The organism is Sorangium sp. So ce176, assembly GCF_051519835.1.
GTDB lineage: Bacteria > Myxococcota_A > Polyangia > Polyangiales > Polyangiaceae > Sorangium > Sorangium cellulosum_G.
Map to the genome: position 1 here is coordinate 1,686,579 of NZ_CP150371.1, position 22,282 is coordinate 1,708,860.

15 protein-coding genes are annotated in these 22,282 nt (G+C 70.5%); 6 read left to right on the forward strand and 9 right to left on the reverse strand.

From position 1 onward, the window contains the following. Positions 1 to 113 precede the first annotated feature (113 nt). The 3 genes from WMF42_RS06400 (at position 114) to WMF42_RS06410 (ending at position 4,755) form a co-directional block, all read left to right on the forward strand. Entirely contained in the window at positions 114 to 458 is a 345-nt protein-coding gene (locus WMF42_RS06400; RefSeq protein WP_061605563.1) for a response regulator, read from the forward strand. Between the two features lie 367 nt (positions 459 to 825). After that, entirely contained in the window at positions 826 to 2,244 is a 1,419-nt protein-coding gene (locus tag WMF42_RS06405) for a multicopper oxidase family protein (protein WP_233560980.1), read from the forward strand. Positions 2,245 to 2,454: 210 nt separating this feature from the next. Then, the gene (locus WMF42_RS06410) at positions 2,455 to 4,755 is read left to right on the forward strand and encodes a nitric-oxide reductase large subunit (RefSeq protein WP_437690883.1); all 2,301 of its coding nucleotides are present in this window, start codon (positions 2,455 to 2,457) and stop codon (positions 4,753 to 4,755) included. A 37-nt stretch (positions 4,756 to 4,792) separates the two neighbouring features. On the opposite strand, the gene WMF42_RS06415 is transcribed toward WMF42_RS06410, so the two are convergent. Then, complete coding sequence (locus WMF42_RS06415; RefSeq protein WP_437690885.1) at positions 4,793 to 5,647, reverse strand: hypothetical protein; 855 nt, start codon at positions 5,645 to 5,647, stop codon at positions 4,793 to 4,795. A gap of 259 nt (positions 5,648 to 5,906) precedes the next feature. Here WMF42_RS06415 and WMF42_RS06420 point away from each other — a divergent pair, with 259 nt between their 5' ends. After that, positions 5,907 to 6,770, forward strand: coding sequence for a hotdog fold thioesterase (locus tag WMF42_RS06420; protein WP_437690887.1), 864 nt, complete (start codon positions 5,907 to 5,909; stop codon positions 6,768 to 6,770). Between the two features lie 224 nt (positions 6,771 to 6,994). Here the strand turns inward: WMF42_RS06420 and WMF42_RS06425 are convergent, their stop codons facing one another. Then, on the reverse strand, positions 6,995 to 8,413 hold the full coding sequence (locus tag WMF42_RS06425; protein WP_437690889.1) for a proteinase inhibitor: 1,419 nt from the start codon (positions 8,411 to 8,413) through the stop codon (positions 6,995 to 6,997). A 421-nt stretch (positions 8,414 to 8,834) separates the two neighbouring features. Next, positions 8,835 to 9,770, reverse strand: coding sequence for a serine/threonine-protein kinase (locus WMF42_RS06430; protein WP_061605557.1), 936 nt, complete (start codon positions 9,768 to 9,770; stop codon positions 8,835 to 8,837). Positions 9,771 to 9,904: 134 nt separating this feature from the next. On the opposite strand from WMF42_RS06430, the gene WMF42_RS06435 reads away from it, so the two are divergent. Continuing rightward, a complete protein-coding gene (locus WMF42_RS06435) occupies positions 9,905 to 10,900 on the forward strand; it encodes a lipoyl protein ligase domain-containing protein (protein ID WP_437690892.1) in 996 nt (331 codons plus the stop codon). Between the two features lie 273 nt (positions 10,901 to 11,173). Here the strand turns inward: WMF42_RS06435 and WMF42_RS06440 are convergent, their stop codons facing one another. From WMF42_RS06440 to tssC, 6 genes are all read right to left on the reverse strand, one after another. Continuing rightward, positions 11,174 to 11,836, reverse strand: a complete 663-nt coding sequence (locus WMF42_RS06440) for a glutathione S-transferase family protein (RefSeq protein WP_437690894.1) — start codon at positions 11,834 to 11,836, stop codon at positions 11,174 to 11,176. 160 nt (positions 11,837 to 11,996) lie between these two features. Next, the gene (metH, locus tag WMF42_RS06445; protein WP_437690896.1) at positions 11,997 to 15,836 is read right to left on the reverse strand and encodes a methionine synthase; all 3,840 of its coding nucleotides are present in this window, start codon (positions 15,834 to 15,836) and stop codon (positions 11,997 to 11,999) included. A 2-nt stretch (positions 15,837 to 15,838) separates the two neighbouring features. Beyond that, positions 15,839 to 16,792: a metalloregulator ArsR/SmtB family transcription factor gene (locus tag WMF42_RS06450; protein ID WP_437690898.1), complete on the reverse strand. Its 954-nt coding sequence runs from the start codon at positions 16,790 to 16,792 to the stop codon at positions 15,839 to 15,841. Positions 16,793 to 16,978: 186 nt separating this feature from the next. Continuing rightward, positions 16,979 to 17,611 carry a glutathione S-transferase family protein gene (locus tag WMF42_RS06455; RefSeq protein WP_061605552.1) on the reverse strand — a complete coding sequence of 211 codons (633 nt, stop codon included), beginning with the start codon at positions 17,609 to 17,611 and terminating at the stop codon, positions 16,979 to 16,981. Positions 17,612 to 17,663: 52 nt separating this feature from the next. Next, positions 17,664 to 19,778 carry a M13 family metallopeptidase gene (locus WMF42_RS06460; protein WP_437690901.1) on the reverse strand — a complete coding sequence of 705 codons (2,115 nt, stop codon included), beginning with the start codon at positions 19,776 to 19,778 and terminating at the stop codon, positions 17,664 to 17,666. A 148-nt stretch (positions 19,779 to 19,926) separates the two neighbouring features. Then, positions 19,927 to 21,399 (reverse strand): type VI secretion system contractile sheath large subunit, encoded by a 1,473-nt coding sequence (tssC, locus tag WMF42_RS06465; RefSeq protein ID WP_437690903.1) that lies wholly within the window; start codon positions 21,397 to 21,399, stop codon positions 19,927 to 19,929. 578 nt (positions 21,400 to 21,977) lie between these two features. On the opposite strand from tssC, the gene WMF42_RS06470 reads away from it, so the two are divergent. Continuing rightward, a complete protein-coding gene (locus WMF42_RS06470; protein WP_061605549.1) occupies positions 21,978 to 22,232 on the forward strand; it encodes a hypothetical protein in 255 nt (84 codons plus the stop codon). Positions 22,233 to 22,282 lie beyond the last annotated feature (50 nt).

The following is a 22,282-nucleotide window of genomic DNA, read 5'->3' on the forward strand; positions in this document are numbered from 1 at the left end:
TGCGGAGGAAAGGCTTATGGGGTCGTTCGATGGACTCGAACGGAGCGCGCGGGGGAGACAGCGCGGATGTCTCACGCGGACATGAGCTGGGGAGTGGCCCCTCGCGAGCGGGCATGATCTTCGTCGTCGAGGACGATCGAGGCGTCAGCGAGGCGCTCGTCGAGGTCCTGCTGGACGAGGGCTATCAGGTGATGACGGCCGGGAACGGCGCCGAGGCGCTGGCCCGGCTCCGCGAGGCGCCGACTCCGGCGCTCATCGTGCTCGATCTGATGATGCCAGTCATGGATGGATACGCGTTCCGCGCAGAGCAGCTCCGCACGCCCGCGATCGCCGATGTCCCCGTGATCGTGCTCACGGCGGGGGCGGCGCCGCGCGCGACCGAGCTCGGACATGTCGATATCCTGAAGAAGCCCATCGATCTCATCGCGCTGCTCGACGCGGTCGGGCGCTACGTCTGACGAGCTCGCTCGCCGGCGCGCGCTCGCGCGCTGGCCGCGCTCTGCCGGGCGAAGGGCTGGGGCGCGACGCCGCTCGGCCCTGTCGAGCGCTTGTCGCAGAGCCTGGAGACAGCGGTCCGCATCGTCCTCGGCTCGAGCTTCCCGAGGATCGTGCTCCGGGGGCCGGAGCTCGTGGAAATTTACAATGACGGTCGCCGGCTGCTCATGGGCGGCGAGCACCCGGCGGGGCTCGGGCAGGGCCGAGCAGCGCCGGGGAGCGCCGAGATCACCTCGTCACGCAGCGTGTCATGCGGCGCGAGCACGGCAATTATTGCGGGTACGGCGTCCTTCTTCTGCCCTGGACAGGGTGGTAAGCTCGACGCGCATCATGTCGAGCGAGAACACAAAGCTTCCTCTCTGTCTCTTGCTTGTGGCCGCCGCGGCGGGCTGCGCAGGGGAGCCGCCGTCTCAGCCCGAGGGGTGGGATCGCGCGGTGGCGCTGCGCTCGGCGCTGGATCTCGATGCCAGGGCCGATGTCGTCGAGGTCGATCTGACGGCGCGCGTCGAGGAGCTGGAGATCGTCCCCGGCCTGCGGACGCCGGCCTGGACCTACGATGGCGGGATCCCTGGCCCGATGATCCGCGCCCGGGTCGGCGATCGGGTGATCGTGAATTTCCGCAACGAGCTCCCGGCGCCCACGACGATTCACTGGCACGGCATCCGGCTCTCGGCGCAGATGGACGGCGCGCCCGGGCACAGCCAGCCCGAGACAGCGTCGGGCGGCAGCTTCACCTACGACTTCGTCGTCCCCGACGCGGGTCTCTACTGGTATCACCCGCACGTCGACTCGGCCGCGCAGGCGGGCAATGGCCTGTACGGCGCGTTGCTCGTCGAGGATCCGGCCGAGCCCGCGGCGCTCGGGGACGAGCTCGTCCTCGTGCTGAGCGACATGGGCGTGGAGGACGACGGCTCGCTTGTGTCGCCGAACACGGGCGGAAACTTCGGCACGCTGTTCGGGCGCGAGGGTGACCTCCTGCTCGTCAACGGCCGCGTCAACCCGGTCATCGAGGCGCGCGCCGGGCTGCGGCAGCGGTGGCGGCTCGTCAACGCGGCCAGGTCACGTTATTACCAGCTCGCGATCGAGGGTCACCGCTTCACCCGCATCGGCGGCGACGGCGGGCTGCTGGAGTACCCGGTCGAGACGGACCGCATCGTGCTCACCCCCGGCGAGCGCGCCGACGTGCTGATCGAGCCGCGCGGCGCGCCCGGCGCGACGCTCCCCGTGCGCTGGGTGCCTTATGATCGCGGCTATGGCGCCACCTTCGGGCGGCCCGAGGTCGAGGCCTTCAGGCTCCGCCTCGCGGACGAGCCCGCGGCCGAGGACGAGCCGCTCCCCGCGGTGGCGCGGGCCATCGAGCCGCTCGACACGGGGGCGGCGAGGCGCGTCGATCTGCAGCTCACGCAGCAGGATGGCCCGGGCGAGCTCGTGCTGGGCATCAACGGCGTCCCCTCGTGGGAGGCGGAGCCGCTCGTGGCGGCGGTGGGCGAGACCGCTGTGTGGACGGTCGAGAACACGATGGTCTTCGACCATCCTTTTCATCTGCACGGCTTCTTCTTCCAGGTGCTCGGCGCCGACGGTCGGCCGGCCAGGCCGCTGGAGTGGAAGGACACGGTGAACGTGCCTGTCGACGGCGCGGCGAGCTTCGTCGTGCGCTACGACAACCGGCCCGGCATGTGGATGTTCCATTGCCACATCCTCGACCACGCCGACGCTGGCATGATGGGGATGCTGCACGTCGTGCGGTGACGGCGCCTGGGCCGAACACCGCGTCTCGGCTCCCTCGTCCGGAAGGATGAGCCGGCTGGCTCCCTGACGCCGCGTGCCTGAGAGCCGCCGGTCCGGCGACGCCGTGGCCACGGCGTCGCGCCGGTCCATTTCGTGTATGCTCCCGGCCCCGCTCCGCTGCGCGCTCGGTGCGCGGCGAGGGTGAGGAGCGAACGAGACGGGAGATAATGAATGGAGTACCGAAAGCTCTGGATAGCCCTCGCGGTCGTCCTGTTGGCCTCCTTTGCTGTGCTCGGGGGCGTCGGGTACCGGGCTGTCCTCGCGGGGCCGCCCATCCCGGCGCGCGTGGTCACGACCGAGGGCCGCACGCTCTTCGAGGGGCGCACCATCCAGGACGGGCAGAACGTCTGGCAGTCGATCGGCGGCCAGGAGATCGGCTCGATCTGGGGGCACGGCGCCTACGTGGCGCCGGACTGGACCGCCGACTGGCTCCATCGCGAGGCCGTCTTCGTCCTCGACCGGTGGGCGCGGGAGCAGGGCGCTTCCTCGTTCGCCGCGCTCGACGTCGAGCGGCAGGCGGCCCTCCAGGCGCGGCTGCAGGAGCGCATGCGCCGGAACACCTACGACCCCGCGCAGGGCACGATCGCGATCGATCCCGCGCGCGCCGAGGCGTTCGAGGCGCTCGCCGCGCACTACGCGAGCGTCTTCGGCGACGGCCGGGACGAGTACGCGATCCCGCGGGGCGCGCTCGTCGATGCCGAGAAGCAGCGCGCCATGGCGGCCTTCTTCTGGTGGACGGCCTGGGCGTCCGCCGCGGAGCGCCCCGGCGAGACCGTCTCGTACACGCAGAACTGGCCGCACGAGCCGCTCGTCGGCAACCGGCCGACCGGCGGGGCGGTGGTCTGGAGCGTGGTGAGCTTCGTCCTGCTCCTCGCCGGGGTCGGCGGGATGGTGTGGTATTTTGCCTCGAGGGAGCACGAGCCTGAGACAGCGGCGCCGCCCGGGCGCGATCCGCTGCTGGGCCTGAGCCCGACGCCCTCGCAGCGGGCGACGGCGAAGTACTTCTTCGTCGTCGCGGCGCTCTGGGTCGTCCAGGTGGCGCTCGGCGCGATCACGGCGCACTACGGCGTGGAGGGGTCGGGCTTTTACGGCATCCCGCTCGATCGCTGGCTGCCGTACTCCGTGGCGCGGACATGGCATGTCCAGATAGGCATCTTCTGGATCGCGACGTCGTGGCTCGCGACCGGGCTCTACGTCGCGCCCGCGGTGGGCGGCGTCGAGCCGAGGGGGCAGCGGGTCTATGTCAACGTGCTCTTCGGCGCGCTGCTCTTCGTGGTGGTGGGCTCGCTCGCGGGCGAGTGGCTTGGCATCCAGCAGCGGCTCGGCGACTACTGGTTCTGGTTCGGCGCGCAGGGCTACGAGTACGTCGATCTCGGCCGCTTCTGGCAGATCCTGCTCTTCGGCGGGCTGGTCTTCTGGTTCTGGCTGATGATGCGGGCGCTCCGCCCGGCGCTCGCCCGCCGCGACGAGAGCCGCCCGCTCTTGCTCCTGTTCGCGCTGGCGAGCCTCGCGATCCCGCTCTTCTACGCGGCCGGCCTGATGTACGGGCAGCGCAGCCCGCTCGTCACGGCCGAGTACTGGCGCTGGTGGGTCGTTCACCTCTGGGTCGAGGGGTTCTTCGAGGTGTTCGCCACGGTCGTGATCGCGTTCCTCTTCGCGCGTCTCCGGCTGATCCGGGTGGCGCCGGCGACGCGCGCGGTGCTGTTCTCGACGGTGATATTCCTCGCCGGGGGCATCATCGGCACGTTCCACCACCTCTATTTCACGGGGGTGCCGAGCGAGGTGCTCGCGCTCGGCGCCATGTTCAGCGCGCTCGAGGTCGTCCCGCTCGTCCTCATCGGCTTCGAGGCGTGGGGGAACATCCGTATCGCGCGCGGGACCGAGCGGGCGGCGTGGATAAGCGCTTACCGGTGGCCCATCTACTTCTTCGTGGCGGTGGCGTTCTGGAACCTCGTGGGCGCGGGGCTGTTCGGGTTCTTCATCAACCCGCCGATCGCGCTCTATTACATGCAGGGGCTCAACACGACGCCCGTGCACGGCCACACGGCCCTGTTCGGCGTGTACGGGATGCTGGGCCTCGGGCTGATGCTCTTCTGTCTGCGCGCGCTCCGGCCCGGGCTCGCGTGGAAGGAGCGCGGGGTCGCCGCCGCGTTCTGGCTGATCAACGGCGGCCTCGCCGCGATGGTGCTCCTGAGCCTCTTGCCGATCGGTCTGCTGCAGGCGTGGGCGGCTGTCGAGCACGGGACCTGGTATGCGCGGTCGGCGGAGTTCCTGCAGACGGGGTTGATGGACACGCTGCGCTGGATGCGGGTGCTCGGCGACACCGCGTTCGCGCTGGGCGCGCTCTTGCTCGGCTGGTTCGTCCTCGGGCTCTGGACGGGGCGGTCGTTCGATCCCGCGAAGGGGAGGGTGGAGGCGGGGGAGCCGGGGATCCAGCCCGGTCCGACGTCGCGGCCGTCGTCCGCCGAGTGAGGTGGGGCGGGCGAGGGGGGCGCGGGCGGGAGCCTGCCTATCCGCGTGCGGGTTGCTTCTCCCGCGGCGCGCCCTCGTGCCCGCCGTCGGCCGCGCCCGCGAAGACCTGGAGCGCGCCGGCGAGGTCCGGGAAGACGACAACGTCGCGCGCGGGGTCGCCGGGGCCATAGCGGAGCCAGAGCAGCGGCCACGCGTAGGCGCGCACCGCCTGCGCCACGACGCGGCCGCCGGTGGCGAGCGCGGCGAGGGCGGCCGCCGCGAACTCGATGGTGCCGGCAAATCGGTGCTTGTGAAATTCCGGTTCGACCACCCGGTCGCCGCCGCCCCTGTAGGCCGTCTGCACCGTGCGGGGGCGGAGGTCGAGGCAGCGCAGGGGCTCGGGGGGATCGGCGGCGCCCAGGGAGCGCTTCAGGGTGCCCTCGAACGGGAACAGGGCGGGCACGAAGGACATCTCGGGCGGGGCGTACAGCTCGCGCACCTCGATGAGGCGGTCGTGCACGTGGCGGAGGCGCACCCGCCGGATGCGGCCGCCTCCGTCGCAGGACGCGCAGCGGGCGGGCGCTGTGCCGGCGGCCCGCGCTTCCGCGAGCCCCATGGCGGCGCCGAGGCACGCGGGGCAGGGCCGGGAGCCGAGGTCCTCGGCCAGCCGCCGGTGGACGCGGGCGTCGAAGGCGTCGGGGAGCGGCGGCTCTCCCCGCTCGAGCTGCTGCGCGGCCTCCGGGCTGAGGTCGACGACCTCGGCCCAGCCCTCGCGGCGCACGATCGACGCGAGCACCACCAGCGCGGCCACGCGGCGCTCCTCGGCCGGGTCGCCAGGCGGCAGCGCGAGGCCCTCCGCGCGGGCGCGCCCGAGGGTCGGAAGGTACCGGGCCACGGGGTCGGATGGATCCACGATGGGGAGGCTATCGTACGTCGCTACGTCGCCGCCCGGGTTCATCAGCGGGATCGCGCGCCTGCGGGGCGCCCGGGTGTGCCCGATGCCAGGGGCTGGCGAGCTCGGGGGGTTGGAGGAACGGTGATGCTGGCGGCCTTGAGGGGCCGCGCGCACCACCGCGCGATCGCGGCGTCGATTGTCACGACCAGCAGCCGGACAGCGGCAGGCATCTCCCCCGATTTCCTCACCGCTGCTGGCACGCTATCGAGGAGCCCCCATGACGAACGAGATCTCCCCCTCGCCCATCGACGCGCCCTACGCGCGCGACCTTGCCGTCTCGCTGCAGCCCGGCGAGGCCGCCGTCGTCCTCGCCCTGCCGTTCGAGGAGCGCAACACGATGTTCGGTCACCTCCACGGCGGCGCCCTGGCGTCGCTGGTTCCGATCTCGACGTTCTCGGCGATTCGCGTGCGCGGTGCGGCCCCCGCGGAGCTCAGCACCGTATCGCTGCACGTCGACTACGTCCGCGCGGCCCGCAAACCGGTGGTGGCAGAGACCCGCTCGGTGCGCCGCGCGCGCGAGCTCGAGTTCTTCGAGACGCGGATCACCGACGCCGACGGCAATGCGATCGCCCTCGCGTCCTCGATCGTCCGTCAAGGCACCTCGCCGGGTCCGGCAGAGATCGCAGGACCCTCGGAACGCCCGCTGGACAGCGCGTCGCCCGAGGTCGTCAGCGCGATCCAGGAGGCGATCGCGGCGAGCCCGTTTCTATCGCGCCGGCGCGTGAGCCTCGCAGGCGCGGCGCGCGGCGCCGTCGCGCTCTCCCTGAGCGCGGCGCCGGTGAACCTCGACCGCGCCGGCGGCGTGCACGAGGGCGCGGTCCTGTCGCTCCTCGACGCGGCGGGAGCCACATGTCCATGGACGGTCGTCCCGGCGACGGCCGGGGCAGGCGGAGCCACCATCGCGTTGCACGCCCAGATCCTGGGGCCTCTGCCGGCGGCGGATCTTGTCGCGCGCGCCGCCGTCCGCGCGCACAAGGACCGCGTGCACTGGATCGACGTCACCGTCACGAGCCCGGCGACGGGCGACGTGCACGCCCTGGGGACGGTGGTCTATCGCTTCAACGAGGCGAGAGCCATGTGATCCACCCGAGGCATCCCCTCGAATTCTTCGGAAAATAATCACAGGGAGGCGAGGAGGCGGGGAGGGAATCTTGAAGATACTCCCCGTCTCCCCGCCTCCCTGTTCAATTTTCCTCTGAAAATGGCTGCACAACGAGGGAATCCCTCATGTGATCCACCCGTGGCCACGGCGACCCTCCCTCTCCCCACGCGGAGAGGAGGGTCGCCGCGCTCTCGCGCTCCCTCTCAGGGCGAGACCTCGAACAGGCACCGCGTGATCGGGATGCCGACGTCGGCCCACACATAAAGGTAGTATTTCGTCCCCGGGACGAGCTCCTCGGGGCTCCCCTGGGCGGGATAGCCCTGCTTCGTGTTCGGCAGGACCTCGCCGTAGGTGATACCGCTCTTCACGGGCTCGGCCTTCCAGGGCACGTCGAGCCGCCAGATCGTCCCCTCGGGCAGGTCGAGGTTGGGCGGAGCGCCCGGGTTCGCGGCGTCCGCCGACAGGACGTAGACATAGCGGGCGTCGCCGCCGACCCAGGTGATCTTGCCGGCGGCGTCCACGCCTTCCCCTGCCGCGCAATCGCTCGGCTCGTACAGGCTCTGCTCGTGGATGGGCCCGCCGAACGGGGTCATGTCCGCGAAATCCTCTTTCGTGTATCCGCGGCGCTCGAGCTCGCCCTCGAAGAACGCGATCATGCGCGCCGGGTCCGTGGTGGGCAGGCCGGCTGTGTCGCGGGAGAAGCCGTTGTTCTGGTCGGCCGGATACGCGCCGAGCGCCGCCGAGGAGACCCAGCCGGCGGCCAGCGCGAGGCCCGTCGGATAGAAGCTGTCGGTCCAGACCGGCCCGGCCTCGATGTACCAGTTCGACGTCCCCGTGGCCGGCGCGGCCTTCTCCGAGTGGCAGCACACGCACCCGCACGCCTCGGTCTGCTCCGTGACCCACGCGAGCTCGCCGAGCCACTCCGGGTCGGACAGGCGCGGATCGTCGCTCGGGGTCTTGAAATCGGAGGGAGGCGCGGGCCAGTACGGGCGCTGCGTGAGGACCGGCTCGCACGACGCATAGTCGGTGAACAGGCGGCCGGGCTCGGTGCAGGCCGAGATCGTGCCGAACGTGCAGACCTTGCCGTCGCTCTGCCCGGCCGGCTCGCCCTCCTTCGGATCGACGCAGACCTGCTCGGGCCATTGAAAGACGGCGCCGCCCGTGCCGATGCCGCTGCCGCCTGTCTCCCCGGTCACGCCCTTGCAGGCGTCGGGCTCGAACTGGCCGCCGCCGAAGGTCTCGCAGCCGCGCTGGGTCGCGGCGCACTGGCTCGTGTCGTCGCCGGGCAGGACGATGCTGTATTCGTCCTCGGTCCCGCCGCCGAGCACGCACCGGCCGAGCGCCTGCGGATACGCGCAGAGCTCGCCCGCTGCGAAGGTGCCGCCCTGGAGCGCCTGGCAGTCGGCCTCCGCAGCCTCCGCGGTCCAGCCTGTGCCGGTGTAGTCGCGGCACTCCTCGGCCTGCGTGATGGGGCTCGTATAGACGCAACGACCCGGCGCCACGAACGCCTCCGGGGCGGCCTCGTCCCCGTCTCCTTGACAGGCGCCCAGCCCTCCGAGGGCCGAAACGACGAGCGCAGCGCCCAGCAGCACATGCGGTGAACGGAGGAGATCTTGCTTCACGGTCGAACCTCCAGAACGTCGCCTTCGGCGACGGTCGAATGTTGTTTGCCTCACTTATCTTCCCAGTGAGCGTTCTGGGTAATATCGTTTGTTCATGATTGTGCAAGCTTCGTTCATTCTTTGGCGTGCTGGAAAATAATGCTCGACGCGGACGCGGTCGTGACGCGACGCGCAGTCGTCCGCTGAGCCCGCGGGGCGAGGATCTCCTGGAGCCCGTTCAGCCGAGCGCGGCCGGGCCACGCAGAACTCGTTCAGCCGAGCGCGGCCGAGCCACGCAGCCGAGCGCGCGCGAGCCACGCGGTACCGGCCGCCGCGACCCGACCCGGCGGGCCCGGGTGGCAGGTGCTGCCCCGGCGCGAGCGACGCCCCGGCCTGTCGAGCTCCCCGAGCCGCCGGGGCCCGAGCCCGCTTGGCGCTCTGGCTAGGCTCGCGCTCTCGCCGCCGCCGTCGCATACGGCGGCTCGCGGCCGGCGCGCACGGCGGCGAGGTCGGCGCGCATCGTCCTCGCGTCGGGGTAGCGCTCCTGCTTGAGGAAGGCGAGGGCGCGGTCGACGACGGCGCACAGGCCGGGGGGCGCCGTGGGGGCGTGCTGCGCGAGCGGCGGCGCCTTCTCCGTGGCGACGGCGATGAGCAGGCGCGCGTCCTCCAGCTTGCCGTGGATCGTGCGGCCCGCGAGCAGGCGGAACATCGTCGCGCCGAGGCCGAACAGATCGGTGCGGCCGTCGATCTCGCGGATGAGGCCCAGGCCCTGCTCGGGCGCCATGTAATCGTCGGTGCCGATCGACACGCCCGTGCTGGTCTTCGTCATCTCCGGCACGCCCGCGACGTCCTCGAGCAGCGGGTCGAGGACGCGCGCGAGGCCGAAATCGAGCACCCGCACGCGCCCGTCGTCGCCGATGTGCAGGTTCTCGGGCTTGAGATCGCGGTGAACGATGCCGTGGTCGTGCGCCACGATCAGCACGTCGAGGACCCGCTCGGCGAGCGCGATCACCTGGCCGACGGGGAGCGTCCCGTGCCGGACCATGCGGTCGAACACCGTCTCTCCCTCGAGCACCTCCATGGCCATGTAGACAACGCCGTCGTCCGTGGCCCCCGACTCCAGCACCTGGGGCAGCCCCTCGCAGAGCGGCGCCACCGCGGCCAGCGCGTTGCCGATCGGCCCCTCGCGCAGGAACCGCTTTCGCACCTCGTCGATGCCGGCGAGCTCGCTGTGCAGGACCTTGACCGCCGCCGCGCACCCGTCCGCGCGGAGGCCATAGAAGACGCTGGCCATGCCGCCGACCCCGAGGACGCGCACCAAGGTCCATGGGCCGATGCGCGCGCCGACGCGCTGCTTTGCCAGCTCCTCTTCGGTCATGCGGCGATGCTATCACCGGCGCCGCCCGGCCGATCTCGTCTTCGGTCGGCGGCCACGGCCCGCTCCGCCGCACCCGCGCGCGCTCCTCGGCGCGGGGGCCGCCTCCCTCGCCGCAACGGAGGATACTCGACGCGATGCCTGCCACGCCCCTGTGCTCCCTCCCGCCTGCCCACCGCCCCCTCGCGGACGCCCTCGCGCTCGGCCCCGCCTTGCTCGAGCGCGCCCGCTCGGCGGCCGCCCCGTGGCTCGCCGCCAGCCTCGTCGAGGGCCCCGCCGTGGTGCTCGGCGCGGCCCAGCGCGCCGGGCGCGTCGTCGACCTGGCGGCCTGCGCGGCGCGCGGCGCGGCTGTCCTGCGGCGCTCCACGACGGGCACGGCCGCGTTCCTCGGCGGGCGCGGCGTCGTCTGGACGCTCGCGCTGCCGCACGTCGCCGCGCTCGCGGCCGACGCCACGGCGCGCACGCTCCTGAACCGCAACGTGCGCGGCTTCCTCCGGGGCTTCACCCGCGCGGGCGCGACCGCGCACTACGCCGGGCGCGAGTGGATCTCGCTGCAGCACCGCCCCGCCGCGCTGCTCGGCGTCGACGCCGCGCCGGACGGCGCGGTCCTCATCGAGGTCCTCGCGGGCCACGACGCGCCGCTCGCGATCCCGGCCGAGCTCGCGGCGCCGGACGAGCGCGCGCTCGACCGCTGGCTGGGCAAGGCGCCGGCGGCGCTCGCCGAGGTCCTCCCGGCGCGCCGCTCGATCGAGGAGCTCGCGGCCGTCGTGATCGAGGCCGTCGCCGTCCGCGCGGGGCTCCCGCTGACCGACGGCGGCGGAGCGCCGGAGCTCGCGGTCGAGCGCTTCCGGCCGATCGTCGCGCCCGACGACCCGGCGCCGCCGGGCGCCGGCCCCGCGGTTGTCGCGCGGGTGCCCATCGGCTGGATCGAGGCCGCCGCGCTCGGCGAGCCGTCGCCGCCGCGCGCGTGGCTCGGCGGCGATGTCCTCACGGCGCGCTGGCTCCTCGACGCGCTAGGCCAGGGCGCGTCCCCCGCGTCCCTGGGCGCCGAGGCCTCGCCGCTCGAGGGGGCCAGCCTCGCCGACCTGCACGCGCTCGCGCAGCGCGCGCTGCGGCTCACGGTCTCCGAGTAGAGCGCCGCTCGGAGGAAGAAGCGCTGAATCGCCGGCCGCGCCGCTCGACGCAGCGGCCGGAGCCGCGGCGCCGGCGAGCGCCTCGGGCGCCGGCTGGAGCGCGGCCGAGGGATCCGGCGCGCGGTCGCGGCACCCGGACGCGGCGAGGACCAGAACGAGCGGCAGTGAACGACGCACGCGCATCGGCCGCCCAGGATAACCGGAGACCACACGCCAGGGCCGGACCGCAGACCGGATCCGCGCGCCAGGCCTGCTCTGGCGTCGGCGGGTGGCTTATCGCGCGCTTCCGCGGGGAATGCCGAGGCGGTCTTCGTAGGCGCTCAGGACCTTCACGAACGCGGGCCGCTCTTCGCAGCGACGACGGTGGTCCTCGATGTTCGGATACCTGGCGAGGATCTCCGTCTTGCGAAGCTCGCGCAGCACGCCCGTGAGAACAATGTCCGCAACCGTGAAGTCGGCCCCCGTGATGAACGGTTGCGCCTGCAGCATCTTGTCGATCGTCGGCAAGAAGCGATCGAGTATCTCGACATGCCAGGGGCGCAGGGCCTTCAAATGGGGGTTCGAGTCGCCTTGAAGATCGGCAAACAGAATCGGCAGCGCGAAAGGCTCGATGTTGTTCAACGACGTGAGCGTCCAGCGATAGACCTGCGCGCGCCCCTTCAGGTCAGGAGGAATCAATTTTCCGGATTTCTCCGCAAGATAGAGCAGGATCGCGCCCGACTCCGTCAAGATGTACCCGTCGTCATCGATCGCCGGGACCTGCTTGAACGGCGATACAACTCCGAACTCGACTTCGTCCTGGAGACCTTTCGGCCCGCAATCGAGCCCGACGGCCTCGTAGGCGATCCCGCACTCTTCCAGCGCCCACATCGCGCGAAGGTCGCGCGTGTAACCCCAGAGAAACGGCGGCAACGATTTGAAGACGTATACCTTCATGGATCTGACCTCATCCAATCATCGAGTGACTGCACTGGTTCAGAGATAGCACGGGGTGAGGTGAAGACGCAGCTCGTCGAGGACCGCCGCGCGCGATCCGCCCCGCCCCGGCATGGCCTCGCGGGCCTTCAGCCCGCTTTCGTCCCTGGGTGACGAGGCACTACCTTGATGCGTCGTAGTTGAGGTTCGAGCCGAGCCAGCGCTCGACCTCCGCGACCGTCATCCCCTTGCGCGCGTGGTAGTCGACCACCTGGTCACGATCGATCTTCCCAAGGCTGAAGTACCGGGCCTGCGGGTGCGCGAAGTACAGGCCGCTCACGCTCGAGCCGGGCCACATCGCGAACGACTCGGTGATCCGGATGCCGGTGCTCTTCTCGACGTCGAGCAGCCGCCAGAGCGTGCCTTTCTCTGTGTGATCCGGGCACGCTGGGTACCCCGCCGCCGGCCTGATGCCGCGATATTTCTCCTCGATGAGCTCGCTCTTGGTCAGGTCCTCCTGCCGGCCATAGCCCCACTCGTCGCGCACCCGCTTGTGCAGGCACTCGGCGAACGCCTCGGCCAGGCGATCCGCGATCGCCTCGGCCATGATCGCGTTGTAGTCGTCGTAGCTCGCCCTGAAGCGCTCGCACAGCTCCTTCAGGCCGATGCCGGCGGTCACCGCGAAGCCGGCGATGTGGTCCGGGAGGCCGGTCTCCCGGGGCGCGATGAAATCAGCGAGCGACCGGTTCGGCTCGCCGTTCTCCTTCGCCGTCTGCTGGCGCAGGAAGTGAAGCCGATCGAGCACCTCCTTGCGCGTCGCGTCCGTGTAAACCTCCACGTCGTCACCCACGGCGCTCGCGGGGAAGAAGCCATACACGCCGCGCGCCGTCAGCAGCCTCTTCTCGATGATCGTGTCGAGCAGCGCGTTCGCCTCGGAGTAGAGCTGGCGCGCTTGCTCGCCGTATTTCTCGTGCTCCAGGATCCGCGGATAGACGCCCTTCAGCTCCCACGTGTGGAAGAACGGCGTCCAGTCGATGTACTCGCGCAAGGTGGCGAGCGGGAAGTCCTCGAGAACGCGCGCGCCGATGAACTCGGGCACCGGCAGATCCTCGGCGCGCCACTCGATCCGCGTCCGGTTCGCGCGCGCGGCCTCGATGGAGACGAGCTTGTGCTTCGGCGCCGAGTGCATCCGCCGGAGCTTCTCGTACTCGGCGCGGTGCTGGGCGACGAACGCCGGCTTGCCCTCCTCGCTCAGGAGGCTCGTCGTGACGGGCACGGCGCGGCTCGCGTCGACCACATGCACGACCGGCTCGCTGTAATGCGGGGCCACCTTCACGGCTGTGTGCGCCTTGCTTGTCGTCGCCCCGCCGATCAAGAGCGGCAGCTTGAAGTTCTGCCGCTCCATCTCGCGGGCGACGTGGATCATCTCGTCGAGCGACGGCGTGATCAGCCCGCTCAGGCCGATCAGATCCGCCTTCTCCTGCCTGGCGCGCTCGAGGATCTTCTCGCACGGGACCATGACGCCCATGTCGATCACCTCGTAGTTGTTGCACGCGAGCACGACGCCCACGATGTTCTTGCCGATGTCATGGACATCGCCCTTCACCGTGGCGAGGACGATCTTCCCCTGCGTCTTCACGGCCTGTCCAGCGGCGGCCATCGCCGCTTTCTCCGCCTCCATGAACGGCGTGAGGTACGCGACGGCCTTCTTCATCACGCGCGCCGATTTCACCACCTGCGGAAGGAACATCTTGCCGGCGCCGAAGAGATCTCCGACGATGCCCATTCCATCCATCAGCGGGCCCTCGATCACCGAGAGCGGACGGCCGAGCTTGGCGCGCGCCTCCTCGGTGTCGACGTCGATGTGCGTATCGATGCCCTTGACCAGCGCGTACGACAGCCGCTCCTCGACGGTGCCTTTGCGCCACTCCTCTTCTTTCTTCTCGGCCTCGGCGGCGCCGGCGTTCTTGGCCTTCAGCGCTTCGCCGAAATCGACGAGCCGCTCCGTGGCGTCCGGGCGCCGGTTGAGCAGGACGTCCTCGACGAGCTCGCGGAGCTCCGGCTCGATCTCCTCGTACACCTCGAGCATGCCCGCGTTGACGATGCCCATGTCCATGCCGGCCTGGATGGCATGATAGAGGAATGCCGAGTGCATGGCCTCGCGCACCCGGTTGTTCCCGCGAAAGCTGAACGAGATGTTCGACACGCCGCCGCTCACCTTGGCGTGCGGCAGGTTTGCCTTGATCCAGCGGGTGGCCTCGATGAAGTCGACGGCGTAGTTGTTGTGCTCCTCCATGCCGGTGGCGACCGTGAGGATGTTCGGATCGAAGATGATGTCCTCGGGAGGAAACCCCACCTCGTCGACGAGGATGTCATACGCGCGCTTGCAGATCCGGATCTTGTCCTGGTAGGTGGCGGCCTGCCCTTGCTCGTCGAACGCCATGACCACGACGGCGGCGCCGTACTTGAGGATGGTCTTCGCGTTCTCGCGGAACTTCGCCTCTCCCTCCTTGAGGGAGATCGAGTTCACGATGCCCTTGCCTTGCATGCACCTGAGGCCTGCCTCGATGACCTCCCATTTCGACGAGTCCACCATGAACGGGACCTTCGCCACCTCGGGCTCGCTGGCCAGGAGCAGCAAGAAGCGCGTCATCGCGGAGACGCCGTCGATCATGCCCTCGTCCATGCAGATGTCGACGACGTTGGCGCCGTTCTCGACCTGCTGGCGCGCCACGCTCACCGCTTCTTCGAACTTCCCTTCCTTGATGAGCTTCGCGAACTTCGGCGACCCGGAGACGTTGGTGCGCTCGCCCAGGATCATGTAAACGCCGGGCTGCTGCGTGAACGGCTGCGAGCCGGACAGGCGCAGGGGGACCGGCGGGCCTGACGAGGGCGCGCCGCCGGGCGGGGCGTCAGCGGAAGGCTTCGGGTCGAGGGCGCGCGGGGGCTTGCCGGCGACCGCCTTGGCGATGGCCGCGATGTGCTCTGGCGTGTTGCCGCAGCAGCCGCCGGCGATGTTGAGGAGGCCTGCCTCCACGAAGCCGCCGATGTGGCGCGCCATGTCCGCCGGCTCCAGATCGAAGCCCGTGGGCGAGAGCGGGTTGGGAAGGCCGGCGTTCGGGTAGCAGGATATCGCGGCGCTGGACTTCTCCGAGAGGTCGGCCAGGAACGGATACATCAGGTCCGGGCCGAGCGAGCAGTTCAGCCCGACGGCGAGCGGGCTCACGTGCTTCACCGCGTTCCAGAATGCCTCGACGGTCTGCGCGGAGATCATCGTCTCTCCGCCGCGCCCGACCGCCGCCGAGATCATCACCGGCAGAGTTTTGCCGTCCTCGTCGAACACCTCTCGAATGGCGACGAGCGCGGCCTTCGCGTTGAGCGAGTCGAAGATTGTCTCGACCAGCAGCACGTCGGAGCCGCCGGCGATCAGGGCGCGGACCTGGTGGAGGTACGCTTGTTTCACCTGATCGAACGTCACGACGCGGAAGCCGGGGTCGTCGGCGTCCGGGGAGTTGGACAGGGAGACGGTGAGCGGGCCGATGGCGCCCGCGACGAACCGCTGCCGCCCGTCGACGTTCGCCACGCGATCCGCCCATTCGCGGCACTGCCGCGCGGACTGTTCGTTGATCTCCCAGGCGAGGTCGTTGAGGAACGGGTCGTCGATGATCCCTTGATAGAAGGCTGGATCCTTCCGCCCGCCGTGCTCCCGCGGATCGTCCACGAAGAACTCGCTCTGGGTGATGCTTGTCGCGCCGAAGGTGTTTGTCTCGATGATGTCCGCGCCGGCTTCGAGGAACCGCCGGTGGATATCGCAGATCATCTCCGGCTGCGTCAGCGTGAACAGATCGCCGTTGTTCAGCAGGTCTTTCTTCGAGTCCGCGAACCGCTTGCCCCGGATGTCCGCTTCCTTCATCCCGTAGGTGCGGATGGTCGTCCCCATCGCCCCGTCGATGATGGCGATGCGGCTCTGGAGCAGCTTCTGGAGTGGATGAAGGGGAGGCGCGGGGTTGTTGGATGGCATGTTCAGACTCGCTTGGCGCTCTTGGAGGGACCCGGGGTCGGCTTGTCGGCGATGGCGAGCACGACCTGAAAATGTGGCTTTTTCGACTCGCGGCAGGCGACGTCGGACGCGACGACATCGAGGCTCACGCGGGTGAGCATGGCGCGGATGTCGGAGGGCGAGAAGCCGGGGTGGCGCTCGCCGTAGGGCGCTGTGACCTCCCGGTGCTGGTGCGCGTCGAGCGACAGGATCACCAGCCGTCCGCCCGGGCGGAGCACGCGGGCGCACTCTTCCAGCGCCCGCGGCGGGCGCTCGGCATAGGTCAGCGTGTGAAACACGAGGACCGCGTCGAAGGAGGCGTCTCGGAACGGCAGGTCGTGGACATCGGCGACCTGGGCGCGGACGTGGGGCTGGGTCGAGAATCGCTCTTTCGCGGACTCGATCATCCGGCTGCTCGAGTCGATGCACGTGAGCGAGCGGCAGTAAGGCGCGAGCGAGGCGGCCGCCGCGCCGTCGCCCGATCCGACGTCGAGGACGTCGCCGAGGCGCAGCAACGCGGCGATGCCGGCCGCGAGCGACTGCCAGGTGCGGCCCGGGGAGTACCGCCTCTCCATCTCGCCGGCGAAGGACTCCGGGAGGCCGCCGCGCCGCTCGGCGTCGAGCTCCAGGAGGCGCCGCTGGTCGCCTTCCAGGGTCGGGTCAGCCGATCGCGTGGCGTCATCGAGGAGAGCCTTCGCGGTCCCGGACAGGGTATCGACAGCGAGCGTGTAGAACGACTGCGGTCCCTGGCGTCGATCCCGAACGAACCCTGCCTCGCGGAGCCGCCCGAGGTGCGTCGAGACGCGCGACTGCGCGATGCCCGTCACGCGGACCAGATCCGTCACCCGCAGCTCGCGCTCGCGGAGGAGCACGCAGAGCCGTATCCGGCTCTCGTCCCCGAGGAGGTTCAGCGTCTCGATGTACTCGGAAAGACCCATGTATCCATATATCTCGATGCACGAATGCAATAGGCCTCCCGACCTCCGGCGTCAAGGGCGCCGGCGCTCGAGGCGCACCGGGCGCTGGCCGCCGAGCCGCGGCGCGGAAGGGGCTGCGCGGCTGGCCACGAGCGAGCGGGCGGCGGCGCCCTGATCGGCTGTTGCGGTATCTTTTTGATGCCAGCGCTACACGGCCACGTGGAGCGGCTGGACCACCGCGGCGAAGGCCGGGAGCGCCTCGCAGCGGGCCGCGATCGCGGCCAGCGCCGGCCGCCGCGCGGCGTCGGTGAGGGTCGGGTGCGCCTCGCCGAGGAAGCGCAGCGCGCAGGCGACGGCGATGTCGGCGTGGCTGAAGGCGCCCAGCCACCAGTCGTCGCCGCGCCGGGCGGCGCGCTCGCGCTCCAGCAGATCGAGCGTCTCGCCGATCTGCGTGACGCAGCGGCTCACCCACACCGGGCTCCGGCGATCGCCGGAGCGCAGCACGTGCTCGTAGAGAAGGCTCACCGCCTTGTCCGCGAGCCCCGTGGCGAGCGCGCAGACCCGCAGCCCGGCGCGGCGCGCCTCGCCCGAGGGCGGCAGGAGCGCCCGCTCGGGCCCCACCATGCCGTCGAGGGCGTCGAGGATCGCCGCGCTCTCCACGAGCGACTCCCCGTCGTCCGTGACGAGCACCGGCACGCGCCGGAGCGGGTTGTACTTCGCGATGGACTCCGCGTCGGCCCACACCGACCACGGGCGATGCTCGTACGCGAGCCCATGATGCTGGAGCGCCACGGCGACGCGGCGCACGAACGGCGAGTCGTACTGGCCAATCAGGATCATGGCCCTGCCTGTAACCGAGGACGCCGCGCGCGGCAATGCGCGGCCCCGCGCGCTACCATACAGCGCACTGCCGGGTCGGCCGCATCGGCGTGCCGGGCGCGCACTTGAAGGCCTCGCCGAACTCCGGGAGGTTCGCGAGCGGCCCGTTCACGCGGAAGCGCGGCGGGGAGTGCGGGTTCACCTGCACCATCAGCCGCAGCGACTCGTCGCGCAGCTTGCCGCACCATGCCTGCCCGTGCGCGAGGAAGAACTGCTGATCTTCGGTGAGCCCGCTCGCCACCGTCTGCTCCGCCGCGCCCTTGCGCATCTCCCTGTACGCCATGAACGCGAGCTTCACGCCCCCGAGGTCCGCGATGTTCTCGCCGAGCGTCAGCTTGCCGTTCAGCTTGACCCCCGGCAGCGCCTCGTAGGCCGAATACTGCGCCTCGACACAGCCGGTCTTCTCCCTGAACGCCGCACCGACGTCCTTCGACCACCAGTCCTCCAGGTTGCCCTTGGCGTCGAACTGCGACCCCTCGTCGTCGAACCCGTGCGTGAGCTCGTGCCCGACCACCATGCCGATGCCGCCGAGGTTCACCGCCACGCCCGACTTCACGCTGTAGAACGGCGGCTGAAGGATGCCGGCGGGGAACACCATGTGGTTCCGCTGCGGGTCGTAATAGGCGTTCACCGCGGGCGGGCTCATCTGCCACTCGTTGCGGTCGACCGGCTTGTCGATCTTCCCGAGGTGCCAGCGGACGTCGAAGGCGCGCGACGCGAGCTCGTTCTTCGCGTACTCCTTCGGATCGACCTCGAAGTCGTACGTCCTCCACTTGTCGGGATAGCCGATGAGGTTCGCCATCGCGCCGAGCTTCGCGAGCGCGCGCTGCTTCGTCCCCTCATCCATCCAGTCGAGCGACCGGACCTCGCGCGCGAACGCGCCGCTGATCTCGCGCACCATCGCCTCGGCCGCCGGCTTGCTCTCGCCGGGGAAGCTCGTCTTGACGAACGGCTGCGCGAGCAGCTCGCCGAGCGCGGCGTCGGTCGCGCTCACGCACCGCTTCCAGCGCGGCCGCTCCTCCTGCTGCCCCGTGAGCGCCGCGCGCAGCGTGAAGCTCTCGTCGACGAACGCCCTGGGCAGCGCGGGCGCCATCGAGCGCACAACGTGCCACGCCAGGTAATTCTGCCACGCGGCGGGCTTCGCCGTCTTGAGCAGCCGCGAGAGCCCCTCGAAGAAGCGCACGGAGGTCACGTTGACCTCCTTGACGTCGGGGCGGCCGAGCCCCTGGAAGTACGCGTCCCACGGGAAATCCGGCGACGCCTTCGCGAGCGCCGCCCGGTCCAGCTTGTTGTAAAGCCCCTTCGGATCCCGCCGCTCGACCCGCGTCTTCGAGATCTTCGCGAGCTCGGTCTCGATCTGCATCACGTCGGCCGCCGCCTTCTTCGCCGCGGCCTCCTGCGCTCCGGCGAGCCGCATCATCCGCGCGACGTGCTCTTCATACGTCCTGCGGAGCGCCTTCGATTTGTCGTCCTCGTTGAGGTAGTAGTCGCGGTCCGGCAGGCCGAGCCCGCTCTGGTCGAGCTGGGCGATGACGCGCGTCGCGTCCTTCATGTCCTGCGCGGCGGCGATGTCGAACAGCGCCCAGATGCCGCGGCCATGGAGCTCGGTGACGAGCGCCCCGACGCCCTTCGCGTCGCGCACCCGCCGCGCCTTCGCGAGGAGGTCCGCGATCGGCTTCACGCCGGCGGCCTCGACCGCGGCCTCGTCCATGCACGCCCCGTAGTAGGCCCCGATCTTCTTGCTCACCGGATCCCGGTCGCCGGCCTGCGTGGCCTCCTCGAGGATGCGCCGCAGCTCCGCCTCGTTGCGCTTCTCGATCTCGTTGAAGCTCCGCATCCAGATGGGCTCGTCCCCCGGGATCTCCGCCTTCGCCAGCCACCCGCCGCAGGCGAACTGGTAGAAGTCCTCGCAGGGGTTCGCCGAGCGGTCGAGCGCGGACTCGTCGAGCCCGACGCTCTCGAGCCGCGTCTCGACGACAGGCAGGCCCTGCGGCGCGGGCGGCGCGGGCGTCGCCTTCGCGCCGCCCGCGGGGAGCGGCGGCGGGCTCGCGGCGGGGCCGCAGGCCGGCAGCGCAGAGAGGGCCAGGGTGATCGCGAGGAGAGCTCCAGGCTGTCGTTGCGTGCGCATGCGGCGCTTTACCACGATCTGCGCGATGCGCGGTCGCGCATCACGCGGGCACGATCTGCGCGATGCGCGGTCGCGCATCACGCGGGCACGATCTGCGCGATGCGCGGTCCGCGACAGCACGTACGTCCGTCCGGGAGCGCGGTCTACCTCACTCCCTGTCGAGCTTTCCCATCAGGCTCAGGGTGAAGTAAGCCCCCATGTACTTGAGGTGCGGGCGCACCTCGAGGTGCACCCGGTACCAGCCCGCGCTCCCCTCGACCTCGCTCACCGCGGTCCGCGCCTTGCGGAGCGGCCTGCGTGAGCGCACGGCGGGCGACACGACATCCATGTCCGCGACGTACTGGCTCAGCCAGCCGTTCAGCTCGCGCTCGAGATCGGCGCGCTCCTTCCATGTGCCGATCTGCTCCCGCTGCATCACCTTGAGGTAGTGCGCGAGCCGGCTGACGAGGAAGATGTACGGTAGCTGCGTGCCGAGCCGGTAGTTGACCTCCGCGGCGCGCCCCTCCTCGCTCTGGCCAAAGTACTTGGGCTTCTGCACGGAGTTCGCGGAGAAGAAGCAGGCGTTGTCGGTGTCCTTCCGGAACGTGAGCCCGATGAAACCCTCCTCGCTGAGCTCGAACTCGCGCCGCTCGGTCAGCATGATCTCGGTCGGGATCTTCGTCTGGATCGCGCCCAGCGCCTCGTACTCGTGGAGCGTGAGCCCCTCGACCGTGCCGCCCGACTGCGGCCCGATGATGTGCAGACACCAGCGGTGGCGCGCGAAGCTCTCGGCGAGCCGGGTCGCCATCGCGTACGTCGGGGCGCCCCAGCAGTAGGCCGCGTGGTCGCCGACGACGTCCTCCTCGTACGAGAACGCCTTGACCGGGACGGTGCTCGCGCCGTACGGCAGGCGCAGGAGGAAGCGCGGGAGGAGCAGGCCCACGTAGCGCGCGTCCTCGGACTCGCGGAACGCGGTGTATTTCACGTACTGCGGCCCCTCGAAGAGCGCCTTGACGTCGCCGAGGTGCGGCACCTTCCGGTAGTCCGTGAGCCCGAAGAACTGCGGGCCAGCGACGGCCAGGAACGGCGCGTGCGCCATCGTCGCCACCGCCGCGCATTTCTGGAGCAGCGCGACGTCCTGCGGCCCGGGGCCAAACTCGTAGTTCGAGATGACGGCCGCGAACGGCTTGCCGCCGAAGGAGCCGAACTCCGAGGAATAGACGATCTTGTAAAGTCCGCTCCTCACCACCTCGGACGAGTCCTCGAAATCCGCGAGCAGATCGTCCTTCGAGCAGTTGAGGACCTCGACCCGGATGTTCTCGCGGAAGTCGATGTGATCGATCGCGAACTTGAGCCCGCGCCACGCGGCCTCCAGGCGCTGGAACACCGGGTGGTGCAGGATCTCGTCGATCTGGCGCGCCAGCCGCAGGTCGATCTCGGCGATCCACAGGTCGACCAGGGCGTTGTCGATCCCCGCGCCGTCCTCCGGCCGGCGGACCGCCTTGCCCAGCGCGACCTCCACGCCCCGCTTGACGCCCTCGTACGCGTCGCTGGCCGGCGCGACCCCCGTCTCCGCCAGGAGCGCCGCGATCAGAGAGCCGCCGCCCTCGTCCGCGGGCTCTTCGTGCTGCCCCGCTTGCATGTCCGAAAATTTACCACGGTCGCTCGCCGGCTGGAAGCGACGGACAACCCGGCGCCCGGGCGTCCCGCTGCGCCCCGCGCCCGACCAGCGCGGACTCGCGCCCAAGCGAGGCGGCCGACATGGCCCACGTGGCGGCGCGCCTCGCCCCGGAGGTCCGGACAGAACGCTCCGCCAGCACGCGAGTCAGGTGTCGAGTGGACATGAAATGTACGTGGCGATCGAGCGACTAGGGTGTTACAAATTCCTGTGGGTGCTCTCACGGAAGTCGCGGAAGGATGGGTGTTTGCTCGAAGGCGGCCTCTCATGATCCCGGATCCGGCGCGGTCGCCCGCGCGGCGGCGCCCGTCCGGGTCGTGGCCGCGCAGCGCCCGCGCGGCGCGGCCCTGTCGCCCCGCGCGGCTCGGACTCCAGCGTACCCGCCGCGCGGAGGCGCAAAGAGCGAGCTTCTTCTTCTGACTCTCTCCCTCTGTGCGCTCTGTGACTCTGTGGTTCAAATACTCTGTCCGTCATGATTCCGTGATTCCGCGGCGCGCGCCTGTCGGCGCCGCCGTTCGTGTAATTCGAGGAGAGGAGGGGAGATGGAACGCCTCGGGCTTGGCATCATCATCGGTGTTGGTCTCGCCAGCTTGACGAGGATCACCCGCCCGACCGTCAAGCGGGCCATGCGGCTCGGCTTCGTCGCGTTCGAGTCGGTCAAGAGCGCGCTCGGCGAGGGCAGGGAGCGGCTCGCCGACCTCGTCGCCGAGGTGAGGGACGAGATGGCGCGGCAGCAGCAGAGCGCCGACGCCGCGTCCGCGGGGGTGCGCGTCGAGATGGATCCGCCCGCGCGCTGAGGAGAGGGCTGTCCTGGGTGACCCGGCCTCCGCCGGCCGGGAGGTGTGCC

What these genes read in the sequence shown, in the direction of transcription:
- WMF42_RS06450 (WP_437690898.1), bottom strand. Translation starts at nt 16,792, where the DNA reads ATGGGTCTTTCCGAGTACATCGAGACGCTGAACCTCCTCGGGGACGAG.
- WMF42_RS06435 (WP_437690892.1), top strand. Translation starts at nt 9,905, where the DNA reads ATGCCTGCCACGCCCCTGTGCTCCCTCCCGCCTGCCCACCGCCCCCTC.
- WMF42_RS06400 (WP_061605563.1), top strand. Translation starts at nt 114, where the DNA reads ATGATCTTCGTCGTCGAGGACGATCGAGGCGTCAGCGAGGCGCTCGTC.
- tssC (WP_437690903.1), bottom strand. Translation starts at nt 21,399, where the DNA reads ATGCAAGCGGGGCAGCACGAAGAGCCCGCGGACGAGGGCGGCGGCTCT.
- WMF42_RS06410 (WP_437690883.1), top strand. Translation starts at nt 2,455, where the DNA reads ATGGAGTACCGAAAGCTCTGGATAGCCCTCGCGGTCGTCCTGTTGGCC.
- WMF42_RS06460 (WP_437690901.1), bottom strand. Translation starts at nt 19,778, where the DNA reads ATGCGCACGCAACGACAGCCTGGAGCTCTCCTCGCGATCACCCTGGCC.
- metH (WP_437690896.1), bottom strand. Translation starts at nt 15,836, where the DNA reads ATGCCATCCAACAACCCCGCGCCTCCCCTTCATCCACTCCAGAAGCTG.
- WMF42_RS06420 (WP_437690887.1), top strand. Translation starts at nt 5,907, where the DNA reads ATGACGAACGAGATCTCCCCCTCGCCCATCGACGCGCCCTACGCGCGC.
- WMF42_RS06440 (WP_437690894.1), bottom strand. Translation starts at nt 11,836, where the DNA reads ATGAAGGTATACGTCTTCAAATCGTTGCCGCCGTTTCTCTGGGGTTAC.
- WMF42_RS06405 (WP_233560980.1), top strand. Translation starts at nt 826, where the DNA reads ATGTCGAGCGAGAACACAAAGCTTCCTCTCTGTCTCTTGCTTGTGGCC.
- WMF42_RS06455 (WP_061605552.1), bottom strand. Translation starts at nt 17,611, where the DNA reads ATGATCCTGATTGGCCAGTACGACTCGCCGTTCGTGCGCCGCGTCGCC.
- WMF42_RS06470 (WP_061605549.1), top strand. Translation starts at nt 21,978, where the DNA reads ATGGAACGCCTCGGGCTTGGCATCATCATCGGTGTTGGTCTCGCCAGC.
- WMF42_RS06430 (WP_061605557.1), bottom strand. Translation starts at nt 9,770, where the DNA reads ATGACCGAAGAGGAGCTGGCAAAGCAGCGCGTCGGCGCGCGCATCGGC.